Origin of the sequence: Clostridium sp. UBA1652 (genome assembly GCF_002320975.1) — a bacterium.
In the GTDB taxonomy this organism is placed as follows: Bacteria; Bacillota; Clostridia; order Clostridiales; family Clostridiaceae; genus Clostridium_T; species Clostridium_T intestinale.
In genome coordinates this window covers 1-12,805 of record NZ_DCLI01000004.1, presented here as the reverse complement: position 1 = coordinate 12,805, position 12,805 = coordinate 1, and the positions used below count along the sequence as shown (strand labels likewise).

At 28.6% G+C, this 12,805-nt stretch carries 11 protein-coding genes; 1 reads left to right on the top strand and 10 read right to left on the bottom strand.

All coding sequences use genetic code 11. From position 1 onward, the window contains the following. Positions 1 to 31: 31 nt before the first annotated feature. The 5 genes from B3N22_RS00510 to B3N22_RS00490 form a co-directional block, all read right to left on the bottom strand. The gene (locus tag B3N22_RS00510; protein ID WP_286904029.1) at positions 32 to 652 is read right to left on the bottom strand and encodes a bifunctional 4-hydroxy-2-oxoglutarate aldolase/2-dehydro-3-deoxy-phosphogluconate aldolase; all 621 of its coding nucleotides are present in this window, start codon (positions 650 to 652) and stop codon (positions 32 to 34) included. 62 nt (positions 653 to 714) lie between these two features. Further along, positions 715 to 1,041 carry a PTS sugar transporter subunit IIA gene (locus B3N22_RS00505; protein WP_021804138.1) on the bottom strand — a complete coding sequence of 109 codons (327 nt, stop codon included), beginning with the start codon at positions 1,039 to 1,041 and terminating at the stop codon, positions 715 to 717. A gap of 147 nt (positions 1,042 to 1,188) precedes the next feature. Then, positions 1,189 to 3,858 carry a sigma-54-dependent transcriptional regulator gene (locus tag B3N22_RS00500; RefSeq protein WP_286904025.1) on the bottom strand — a complete coding sequence of 890 codons (2,670 nt, stop codon included), beginning with the start codon at positions 3,856 to 3,858 and terminating at the stop codon, positions 1,189 to 1,191. Between the two features lie 128 nt (positions 3,859 to 3,986). Next, complete coding sequence (locus B3N22_RS00495) at positions 3,987 to 5,360, bottom strand: metallophosphoesterase (protein ID WP_286904023.1); 1,374 nt, start codon at positions 5,358 to 5,360, stop codon at positions 3,987 to 3,989. Positions 5,361 to 5,372: 12 nt separating this feature from the next. Then, complete coding sequence (locus B3N22_RS00490; RefSeq protein ID WP_286904021.1) at positions 5,373 to 5,810, bottom strand: MarR family winged helix-turn-helix transcriptional regulator; 438 nt, start codon at positions 5,808 to 5,810, stop codon at positions 5,373 to 5,375. A 161-nt stretch (positions 5,811 to 5,971) separates the two neighbouring features. Here B3N22_RS00490 and B3N22_RS00485 point away from each other — a divergent pair, with 161 nt between their 5' ends. Continuing rightward, positions 5,972 to 6,517 (top strand): glutathione peroxidase, encoded by a 546-nt coding sequence (locus B3N22_RS00485; protein WP_286904019.1) that lies wholly within the window; start codon positions 5,972 to 5,974, stop codon positions 6,515 to 6,517. A 50-nt stretch (positions 6,518 to 6,567) separates the two neighbouring features. On the opposite strand, the gene B3N22_RS00480 is transcribed toward B3N22_RS00485, so the two are convergent. The 5 genes from B3N22_RS00480 to B3N22_RS00460 form a co-directional block, all read right to left on the bottom strand. Beyond that, entirely contained in the window at positions 6,568 to 8,919 is a 2,352-nt protein-coding gene (locus tag B3N22_RS00480; protein WP_286904017.1) for an EAL domain-containing protein, read from the bottom strand. A 168-nt stretch (positions 8,920 to 9,087) separates the two neighbouring features. Continuing rightward, positions 9,088 to 10,605, bottom strand: coding sequence for a HAMP domain-containing sensor histidine kinase (locus B3N22_RS00475; protein WP_286904014.1), 1,518 nt, complete (start codon positions 10,603 to 10,605; stop codon positions 9,088 to 9,090). Continuing rightward, positions 10,595 to 11,272: a response regulator transcription factor gene (locus B3N22_RS00470; protein WP_286904012.1), complete on the bottom strand. Its 678-nt coding sequence runs from the start codon at positions 11,270 to 11,272 to the stop codon at positions 10,595 to 10,597. The genes B3N22_RS00475 and B3N22_RS00470 overlap by 11 nt, the downstream gene beginning before the upstream one ends. A 92-nt stretch (positions 11,273 to 11,364) precedes the next feature. Continuing rightward, complete coding sequence (locus B3N22_RS00465) at positions 11,365 to 11,835, bottom strand: DUF4342 domain-containing protein (protein ID WP_286904010.1); 471 nt, start codon at positions 11,833 to 11,835, stop codon at positions 11,365 to 11,367. A gap of 101 nt (positions 11,836 to 11,936) precedes the next feature. Continuing rightward, entirely contained in the window at positions 11,937 to 12,704 is a 768-nt protein-coding gene (locus B3N22_RS00460) for a nitroreductase family protein (RefSeq protein ID WP_286904008.1), read from the bottom strand. Positions 12,705 to 12,805: the final 101 nt, after the last annotated feature.

The following is a 12,805-nucleotide window of genomic DNA, read 5'->3' as shown; positions in this document are numbered from 1 at the left end:
ACTTCATATAGTTAGTCTCATTACAATTTTGTTACTTAACTTTTTCTAAAAACTCTTTAGCATTACGTACTATAGCATCATGTTGTAAATCTGTATCTTTAGTTAATAGACTTCCTATCCCTAGAGCTTCCGCTCCATTTTCTAGCCAATTATTAATGTTTTCTTTATCAACACCTCCTGTAACCATTATTTTTATATCTGGAATAGGTGCCTTTATTGCTTTTATATATTTAGGTCCAACTAGTTCTCCTGGGAAAAGTTTTACAATTTTACAATTATATTTTTGTGCTCTAATAATTTCAGTAGGAGTTAAACATCCTGGTATATATAAAATTTCATTTTCATTACAATATATTGCTAAGTCCTCATCAAAATTTGGTCCAACTATAAACTTTGCTCCACTTTTAATTGCATTTTTAGCAGTCTCAACATTAACAACAGTTCCTGCTCCAACGCATAATTCTTCGTCCATGCTATATTTCTTTATAAGTTCTGAAGCATCCTTATTAGTATAAGTAATCTCTATTAAAGAAAGTTTTGCTTCCCTACAGGCATCAATAATCTTGCTACCTTCTTCTTTATCTTTTCCTCTAACTACTGCAACCAACTTTCCTGCTAATATATTATCTAACACCTTACTTTTCTCTTCCAAAAGCTCACCTCCTTTATATGTGTGTTACTTATATCTAATCTGTGTTTTATATCAACACACTTTTACTTTAGTAGCTTTTTAATATCTGCTATACTCTCATACATGTCTATAAATTCTTGTGCTAAATCCCTAACTGTCATAGCATTCATAAAGTGATCTTGTGCATGAACCATAAGAAGTGTAACTTCTTGAGCATTTCCTGCTGCTTCTTCCTGAATTAAGCCAGTCTGCATATTATGAGCCTTCTCTAAAGATTCTGAACAACTTTTAAGAGATTTCTTAGCTTCATCTATGCTCCCTGCTTTTGCTTGTTTTATGGCTTGCATTGCATAGCTTTTTGCATCTCCGCCATTTACAATGATTTGAAATATTATATCTTGGTAGTCCATCTATGTCATCCTCTCCTACTTTATATTATTTGTGTTATTTTATTTACGTAATATTATATAGCAACTATGATGCCAACACAGATAAAAAAGTGATTATATATGATAACAAAATCAAGATTTTGTTTCTATATAATCACTTTTTATATTTTAATTATGCTCATTTAAAAAACTTACTATACGGCAAATATCATCATCTGATATTTTTATAGAATATTTAGTGTTTAACATTGCAGTCACATTTTTAATTGTTCTAAAAAATTCTTCATTTTTTTCTATATATATTTCTTTATCTTTAAAAGGTCTTGTACTTCCACCTGACTTTAGCCTATCTATCATACAAGCTACATGAAAGGTTTCTCCGATTAATATATTCGTAGATATCTTTAACCTTAAAGATTCTATAATAGTATTATTAAAACTTTTAATATCATTTAAAACTTCAAATCCATTAATATTAGTAAGTTGATTTTGTAATGTATGCCCCATTTTTATATAAGTAGTTTCAATATCAATTTCTTTTTGAAGAATTTCTATAACTTCTGAGCTCATTACCTTATCTAAACCATATTGTAATATAGGTATGTCTAATTCAAAAGGACTTATTATACATATAATTCTATAATCCTTAGATACTTCTTTAATTTTTCTTAATATGTTTTTCTTGCCTTCAAACATAACAGCTATTACTTCTATTAAAGATTTATCAAAATGAAGATTTTGCTCTAGGAAATTTTTAACCATAAGAGCTCCACCTTCTCCAGTAGTACAAACGGTCACTATAGCTAATTTATCTATCTTATCTGATAATTCTTTTATTTTTTGAGACTCATCTTCTAAAATAGTGTTTACTTTTAGTGTTTCCTCATAAACTTCCTCTAAAGAATATCCTATCATTGCTTTTCTAGTGGCTTCAATAACATGTAATGTACTAACTAAAGGTAAAGTTTTAGTTTTTATACCTAGTTCCTCTTCTAATTCCTCACCAAAAGTTGTAAGTGAACCCATATCAACTAAAAATAATATATCTGACTTAATTTTTGATTGAATTATAAAATCTTTAATTCTATTTATAACTTTTTGAGGTTTTTCTTCTATGGGTGCATTTATTCCTATTGCGTAATTAGTTCCTAAAAGCTTATTAGTTGCATCGGCCATAGAGGTTGCTGTAGCTGCTCCATGAGCCACAACTATTACCTTAACTTCATCCTTTTCTTCATCAACATTTCTATCATCATAAACTAAAAACATAGCTAAAAATGCAGCTTCATCAATAGGCATGGATATATCTAAAATTCTATCTATTATTTTCAAACAATTTAATGCAATATTAAATTCATTTTTATATTCTGTTCTTATTTTATTTAATTGAGGATTTATTATTTTTTGATTCTTTTTAATTCTTTCTATGGAATTAGCTATATGGACAGCTAATCCATAATATATTTTCTCACTTAAACTTTTATTTAGTCTATCTTCACAATATGCAACAATTTCTTGAACTAAGTTAATTATCTCTTCATCTATTATACTTTCAAGATTAGATATATCTCTTTTTTTATTAACATTGTAAATATAGTTATTAAAATAATCTTCTATATCTTTGCTCATTTCCTTATCAAGCTCTTCAGTGGATATCCCCCTGCTTTTTAGCTCATGTATTCTTAAATCTAACATATCATATATGTTTTCATCATTTTCATACTCTTGAAATAATACATCCTCTTTATCATTATTAAATATACAGTATCTACTATTTATACCTACAAGCTTATTCCAAAGTTGCCTATGCTCTATTGCGGTATATAACCCTTGCCTAATATAAACAGGCAAATCTATAGTATTAATCCTTAAAATCTTTTTCTTTTTAGAAACAAAATCCGCATAAGCCTTAGCACAAGCTAGCTGTACGTCTGTTTTTAATTGTCCTACATTATTTGGACAATTATAACTTGAAAATGCCTTCATTGCATTTACTGATACCTTTATATCCCTATCAAGTCTAGAGGACTCTTCTCTAAAAAATTGGCATATAAGATTAAATCTTTCTTCTAAGCTTCTTTCTTTAAGGCTAGGTATACGAATAATCATTGGAATTCTTCTTGTAAATGTGTTTAAAAGCATAGATTCAGGATTTTCTGTAGTTGCACAAATAATTAATACATTAGCGTTTCTCTCTAAATCAGTTTCACCTAATCTTCTAAAGGTTCCCTTATCTATAAATGTAAAAAACATTTCTTGTCCCTCTGGAGGTAGTCTATGAACCTCATCTAAAAACAAAACTCCCCCATCCGCTTTTTCTATAAGCCCCTCTTTATCACTATCTGCACCAGTATATGCACCTTTTTTAGATCCAAATATTTGACTTATAAGCAGCTGAGGATTATTTGAGTAGTCCGCGCAATTAAAAGTTATAAGCTCTGAATTTTCATCCATTCTTCCCATTTCTTTTGCATACTTATAAATTAAGTTAGCAAACATGGACTTTCCTACACCTGTTTCTCCCAAAATTAATATATTCATTCCTTTAGGCGGATATAATACAGCCGCTTTTGCCTGCTCTATAGGAGAATATAAACTTGAATTTTTTGATGCAAATTTATCTATTGTAGATTCTTCCTTATAATCTATCCCTTCCATAGTAAAGAGTACTGGCTTTCCTTTAATCTTAATTATCTTACCCTCTTCAGATAACTTATTTAAATCGCTACTTACGTTTGCCCTATCAAGCCCTAGTGCGTTAGCCACCTCTATTGCACTTATACCATTACCCTCATAAAGCTCCTTAAACTTTTCAAAAACACTATCTATTCTTCGCATACTATCCCCTCCACCATGGATTATAGTAGTAAGTTTATATGTTAACCTTATCATAAAAGTAATTAATATACCCCTATGATACTATATACTCATAGAGGTATTATTTTAGTTTTATTATGCTTCTTCAATTACTTATTGTCAATATGAAGGTTATTGTCATCTGTGTCCTTATCGCTAGATATAGATTGAATATATTTAGCTAAAAATCCTGGAGGATTAGTTTTCCATAATTTATATCCCTCTGAATTTAATATACTTTCATTGTCTATATTTTCTGTTCCTTCAAAGTATTTTAAATTAAGCTCTTTAAATGTTTCACTCATAAGATTTATTTGCTCTATGGAGTATCCCTTAACATCTGCTAAGTTTATATATGCCATATCAGCAGCCTTATCTCCAAAAGCCTTTTTAGAATATTCTTTAAAACTCAATAAATTAGTATCGGTATTTTTATTTTCTTTAGCCCAGTCTTCAACATTAACCCACTCAGTACTATAATCAAATGCTTTATTTGGGCTTGAATATTTTAATACACCATATTTCTGAGGATATACGCTTAGGGCTCCCGTGGTTATATCATATATCTTTTTAGAAGACTCTGAATTTTTATAAGAGCTTATGTCTTGCACATGAATATGCCCACTTAAAGTGAATTTAATTTCATTAATCAAAAAGTTATTGATAGCTTTTTGATTATCATTAAGAGTAAATCCATCCTTTACTACCTCACTATGATCCATTAAATTATGATGCATAACTGTTACTAATTCAGCATCATTATCTTTTGCAAGCTTACTGCACTCTTCTATCCACTTATAAGTTTCATCTGTTATCCTACCGTCAGTTTGTGGTTTCTTATTTTTCTCATTATCCTTATATTGACAAGTATCCAACATTAACAGCCAAACATCTTCGGATGGAGCAGACAAATAACTTAAAGTATTTTTATCTCTAGAGATGGCTTCTTTATAACCATATTCTCCATAAATCTCTTCAAAGTCCTTGTCACTTATATAGTCAGTTTTTAACTGTTTATCTTCTTTAAACTCTCTTGCCCAGGGATTTAATATATCATGATTTCCAGGTATAACATAAACCGAGGTACCTGAATCCTCTACTATTTTTAACTTTTTTGCTAAATCTTCATGACTTTTCTTTTCCCCATTATTCGTTAAATCACCACTTATAATAAGAAATTGAGGACGATTTTTTTTAATATCATTTATAAAAGCATCTGTTATCTCATCTATATACTTAAGTTGCTTTCCATCTCCGCTATCTATAAAGTTTTGAAAAGCTTCTCCTCCATCAGTTAAGCTTTTAGATAAGTAATGTATGTCAGTAGCAACATAAAATGTAACATCTTCTCCAGACTTAACTTTAGGTTCTATCTTTCCTGTTATAAGTACTTCTTTAGTATCAACTTTTTTATTTGCTCCACAAGAAATTAAAAAACTACTAAATATTACAAAAATAATGAAAATTCTATTTTTGATGTTCATTCATTTCCTCGCTTAATCTTCTTTATTTATATTTGAAAGAAGAGAATCAATTTCTTTCTTTAACTTAAATAAAAGCATTGGATCATAATCTAAACATTCTACAATACATTTAGGTATGTTTAGAGCCTTTACTTTAAGTTCATTACCCTTATCGGTTATTGATACACAAAGCAATCTCTCATCTTCTGTAGATCTTTCCCTTTTTATATATCCTATACTTTCTAATCTTTTAAGCAGTGGAGTAAGAGTTCCTGAATCTAAATATAGTTTATTTCCAAGATCTTTTAATGTTATATTTTCTTTCTCCCAAAGCACTAACATTACTAAATATTGAGGATATGTGATTCCTAATTCATTTAAAAAGGGACGATATAATTTTGTAATAGCCCTAGATGTAGCATATACAGAAAAACATAATTGGTTTTCTAATTTTAAAAAATCATTATTCATAAGTGGTCACCTCCTGTCAAAACCTCCCGATTATTATACTCCTATTATAATGTATAAATACTAATTTGTTAATATAATTATAATATATTCTCAATTTAATTGCATACAATTAAATTTGTGATATAATAATCTTATGCAATATAAATTAGGAGATGATAATTTTGTCAATTTATGATTTTAGTTTTAAAACAATCGATGGAAAAGAACAGTCTTTAAGTGAATTCAAAGGTAAAAACCTACTTATAGTTAACACTGCTAGTAAATGTGGATTCACACCTCAGTATAAAGATTTAGAGGTATTATATCAAAAATTTAAAAATGATGATTTTGAAATTATAGGATTCCCTTGTAATCAATTTGGAGAACAAGAACCTGGAAATTCTAGCGAAATAAAAAACTTCTGTGAAATCAATTATGGAGTTAATTTCACAATAACAGAAAAGGTTGATGTAAATGGACCTTCCGCACACCCATTATTTACATATCTTAAAGAAAATACTAAATTCGAAGGACTAGATACAACTACACCTTCTGGAAAACTTCTACATACTTTCTTAAAAGAAAAATTTCCTGAATCCCTATTAGGTGATTCTATTAAATGGAATTTTACAAAGTTTCTTATAGATAAAGATGGTCAAATTGTTAAAAGATTAGAGTCTACATTTGAACCACTAGATATAGAGCCCTATATTACTGCTTCTAAATAAACCAAAAAAGATACTGTGAATAAACTTATTTCATTCACAGTATCTTTTTCCTAAGAAATCTTCAAATCAAAACCATCTGGGGGTACAGGTTTACCATAATAATAACCTTGGATATATTGGCATTTAAGGGATCTTAAACAATTTACCTGCTCTACTGTTTCTACGCCCTCAGCAATAACATACACCCCTAAGTTTTCTGCCATGCTAATTATAGATTTAGCTATGCTAGAATTTTCATTAATATTATCTATAAACGCCTTATCTATTTTTAATCCATCAATCTTAAACTTCTGTAGGTATTTTAATGAACTATACCCAGTACCAAAATCATCTATAGAAACTCTTACACCTAGATTTTTTAACTCTTCCAATTTACTTATAACTTCTTCTTCTTTATATAATGCAACACTTTCAGTTATTTCTAGTTCTAAGTTTTTAGGATTTATCCCTGTAGTTTTTAATGTATTTACGACCATATTAATAAAGGCCTTCTCCATAAATTGTATACTAGATACATTTACTGACACTCTAAAATCTTTATCTATAGTATCATTCCATTCCTTACATTGTTTGCAAGCTTCTTCTAATATCCATTTTCCTAATGGGACGATAAACCCTGTTTCTTCTGCTAGCGGTATAAACTCTATTGGTGAAACAAATCCTCTGTCAGCACTGTTCCATCTTACTAAAGCCTCTGCACCTTCTATTCTTTCAGTTGTTATGTCAACCTGTTTCTGATAGTATAAAACAAATTCATTATTATCTAGAGCTTCTTCAAGCATTTCTTGTGATATTCTACTTCTCATATCCTCATTATAAATAATGGAATTATTTTTATTGTTTTTCTTTACATGATACATAGCTACATCTGCATTATTTATTAAATCATCTACTGTACTTCCATGATCTATAGATATACTTATCCCTATACTGCAAGTTATTTTGCAAGCTTTCCTACCAATATACATAGGTTGTTTTATTCTATCTAACAAATCCTTACATATATTATCTATTTCTTTATAAGATTTTATGTTAGGTATAAATGTAACAAACTCATCTCCACCAAATCTAGAGATTATAGGGTTATAGTTTTTCAATTTTTCTTTTAGCCTAGCTGCCACATTAACTAATATATAATCACCCGTACTATGCCCTAAACTATCATTTATATCTTTAAACCCGTCAATATCAATAAAAATTATTGCGGATTTATTTCCTTTTTTCATCTCATCATCTAGAATTATCTGGACATCGTCAAAAAATACACCTCTATTAAATGTTTCTGTTAACTGATCATATTTTGCCTGATATAATATCTCACTTTGAGTTCTTTCTACAGTAGAAAGCAGGTTATTAAATCCCGTTTCCAAAATGGATATCTCGTCATTTCTTTTTATAGAAATTCTTTTAGAAAAATCATTGTTTTTTTCTATATTTCCTACATTGTGTATTAATTCATTAAGCCTTTTAAAAATTGTTTTATCTATTAACCATAACAATAATATAAATGACACAAGTAAAACTACGCTAGTAGTAGCTATATACTTATACACACCATATGTGCCCATATTTAGTATATTCATATCTACATCTATATTGCTTGACATCTTTATTAGCTTATTTCCATCGTAATCGTAAATAATTCCTACACTTTTATCACTTTTACCATTTTTGTCTACCCATATATCTGCTTTTATTCCTCTGCCACTTATATAAGTTGTTGATGTTATGTCACCTGGTTTATCAATATTATCATCAAGCTTCAGATTCATCAGAAGATTGTCACCCATACTATTAACTAGATTTTCATTAACATATCTTCCGCAGACTATCCAGCCTATCGAATTACCAAGTCCACCACTTCTAGTTATGGGATAAGCGGCTAATAACATGCTCCCTTTAGGAGAACTAATTAACTTAGCTTGAATCCTTATATCATTAAATATCCATTCCTTACCTTTTATGAAATTAACTACTTCATCCGATTTGTTAATTTCCTGCTTATCATGTAAATCGAATTCCTTACCATAAGCAAGTTTTTTATCTTTATCAAAAATGTAAAGTAAATTCCAATTGTTTAGTGAAAAAGTTTCATCTATATAATTTGAGTCTATATAACTTTTATCTCTTTTTAATACATATTCATATGTATCATCCCAGCTACCATAGTCTTTAGCTGAGTTCTCTAGGTCAATAAGTTGATTGTTTAACTCATTAACAACTTGCTTAATATTTCCTTGACCTTGATTTTTTAATAGATAATCAAAGTTTCTAATTATAAACTTATTAGATAATCCATAAACAATAAGTACTGATGCTACTATAGTTAACAAAAAAAATATCGATATTTGACTTCTAAGCTGGTACTTTTTATTTTTTTTAATTTTGTCATGTTTGACCATAAATTTTTCTCCCAGTACAATAAGCTCGTAATTTATTTATACATTAATTATATAACATAGCTCATGTATATTTATATATTTTTTTAAATATATGCTAAAATAAAACCATGGAAATTTGTAGAAAACAAAAGCTAACCTCTAACTAAAAGTTATAAAAGGCTAGCTTTATTAAGTATTCATAGGTAAATTAATTATTATCGTTGTCCCTACATTGAGAGAACTATTAACTGTGATTTTGCCTTTATGTTTCATAATTATCCACTTCGCTATGGATAACCCTAGTCCATTTCCACCAGTTTCTCTAGTTCTAGACTCATCTGCTCTATAAAATCTATCAAAAATTTTTGGAATATCTTTTTCATCAATACCTATGCCATTATCTTTTATAACTATTTCTACATTATTACCATTAACATAGGTACTTATACCAATGTTTCCGCCTTTTGGAGTATACTTTATGCTATTGTCTAGAAATATTCTAAAAGCTTGCTTTAACAGCTTCTCATCTGCATATATTTTTACAGCTTCATTTTTATCACAAGTTATATTATGATCATTATCTATAAGCTTAGTTTCTTTTAAAAGTTCATCAACAAGGAAGTTTAAATCAAACTCCTCCTTAATAACTGGTTGAGTATTTTTATCCCCTCTTGCTAGAAATAATAGTTTTTCAACAAGTTCCTTCATATTATTTGCCTCTGACTTTATAGCTGATATAGACTCCTCAAGAGCTTCCTTATCCTCTTTTCCCCATCTATCTAAAAGCCTAGCATACCCCTGTATTACTGCTATAGGAGTTCTAAGTTCATGAGAAGCATCTGATACAAATTGATTTTGAATATTATAAGCCTCTTGAATTCTATCTAACATTCCATTAAAAGTTTTTGCTAAATCTTTAAGCTCATCTTGAGTTCCACCTACACTTAATCTTGTGTCTATCTGTTTTATGGTAATATTCTCAACGGTTTTATTCATATCATCAATAGGCTTGAGTATCTTTTTACTTCTGCTTTTCACATTACCTAAAGATAAAAATAAGCACACCATCTCTGCGATAACTACCCATAAAATAAAATTTCCTAAAAAGCTGAAATTCTCATATAAATTATACTTTATCTGAATATTAAACTTACTACCACTCTCCTCAGTGGCTCTATCATAAATATAATTTATGTTGAAAATACTATTAATATTGTTTTTTATTGTTTCCTCACTTATATTATTCTGAAACTTAAAATGACCGTACTCTAAAACTCTCACATTATCTTTAGATAAATCATTTATATCAGCTTCACTATTCTTATATAGAATTCCATTGTTATTATCATAAATTATAATTTCATAACCATTAGTCTCTTTTAATAAATTTAGTCTATCTATTGATAAATTCTCTGGTACTTTCAGTTCTTTAGATATAGTAAAAAAGGATTTTTCTATATTACTGTTTATTTTAGTGAAGGTAAAGTATCCATAAATACCTGTTATGAATAAATTTATAAAGAAAAGTAAGTTTAGACAAACCAAAATATACATTACATTTAACTTAAGAACTATTGATAGTCTAACTTTAGTTATAAGTACTTTATACTGCTCTTTTATAAGCTTCACAGATTCTTTAAAAATCTTAGTGGCTATATTTGTTATATACTCTATTTGCTTATCATATTTACCTTTATTATTTTTCATCTTTTATCATATATCCTACCCCTCTTAAAGTATGGATTATTTTTTGATTATATTTGTCATCTATTTTACTTCTAAGGTATCGTATATATACATCTACTACATTAGTATCTCCGAAATAATCATAACCCCAAACAGTTTCTATAATTTTATCTCTAGTTAAAACTCTATTTTTATTTTCAAGTAAATATTTTAAAAGCTCAAATTCTTTTTTAGTAAGCTCTATATTTTCTCCATCATAAGAAAGATTATAACCCTCTAGGTCCATTAATAAATCCTTATACTTAAGCTCCTGTTTTTTTATAACTTTCTTTCTCTTTAAAGCAACCCTTATTCTAGCAAGAAGCTCCTCTATCTCAAAAGGTTTAGTTATATAATCGTCTGCTCCCATATCTAAACCAGTTACCTTATCCATAGTTTCATCCTTAGCTGTAAGCATTATTACAGGAATTTCACTTTCTTCTCTTATTCTTCTTAATACTTCTATGCCATTCATGGAAGGGAGCATTATATCTAGAAGTATTAAATCAAATTCTTCATTTCTTGCCTTCATAAGCCCTTGTCTTCCATCATGAACCTTTGTGACTTTATATCCCTCATAATTTAATTCCATCTCTACAAATCTAGCTATTTTTATCTCGTCCTCTATTATAAGTATATTACCCTTCATAATTACCCTCCTAAAGAATAAAAAAGATAACTTTATTATAGCAAATTCACCTGCTATACCATAAGGTTATCTCTTTTAATATTCATTAAATACTATTTACTAAACTCTTCTTTAATATTATTTGTTGCCATAGCCATTTTATCCATAGCTTCGTTAGCTCTAGTTTTTTCTATATCTTCTCCATGAAATTTAATCTTATGGCCTGTAAATAATGCTAATAGTAATAATGGTATTGATATATATGGTGCTAATACAACTACTATTGATGTTATTGTTAATGAAAGCTTTAATATTGTATTTTCATGTTTTCTTATTTCTAAGTAATTTGAATTTCCTTTTCTTATTACCTTTTTACACCAAGATATTACTCCACATATTGCATCTGAGGCGCCACTTTCTTTTTTCTCTTCTTGTTTAGCTTCTTCTTTTATTTTTCCGTTTTTCTCAAGATAAATAATTGCCTCTAAGATATCTCCATTACTTTGTTCTAAAGCTTCCTTTGCATCCTCATAAGATACATCTACTCTTCCTCTTAATTCATCTATTTGCTCAATTGTTATCATAATATTATCCCTCCAAAATTTATATTTCTTAATCTATATCTAAAGTATAAATTCAGAGGCTTATAATAAAATTAGTTAAAGATTAAAATTAGATTAGAAAATTATTTCTCCTTCCAATTCTCCAACATAACCTTTATTGACCTAGTCATTTCTTTTGAAAAATCTGATCCTATTTTTCTACCATACATATATTGTCCAAAATTTTCAGCTTTATATATATTTTCTTTAGCTACTTTTTTATCCTTAAACATATCTGCAAAATCTTCATTTTTTAATCTATTATATTCTTCATTAAAAACGATATATTTCCTATCAAACCTAGGCTGTATTATTCTATTGTAATTTCCTGGGTAATATCCCATACAAAGCATACCTACAGGCACTACCCACTTAGGTAGATTAAACATTTCTTTATGAATCTCATAGTTTTCAATTATATCTCCTATATAACATGAGCCTATTCCTAATGATTCAGCAGCTATAACAGCATTTTGTGCAGCTATCATTGTATCTTCAATAGCTAAAACAAAATCACCTTCGCCAGGTCCAGCATATTTTTTATTATTACGTTCACAATAATCTTTAACATTACTATAATCAAAATAATCATACCATCTTTGCATATCCGCTAAAAATATCAATACTGTTGGTGCCTTAGCTATAAAAGGCTGATCATAACAAGTTTTACTAAGCTTCTTTTTCTTTTCCTCATCTTCAACAATAATCACTGAATACATCATCATATTGCCGGCAGTAGGAGCTCTCATGGCTGCTTCAATTATTATATCTAAATGCTCTTTAGATATCTTTTCTTCCTTGTACTTTCTAAGAGACATACGATTTGAAATAACATTTATAACATCATTCATCTTATTCAATCCTTTCACTACTTTTACTTATCTATATTTAATACTAACAAATAAAGCCTGCATTTACCATGATTCCGTTTTCTTAACTTCTTAACTTCTTA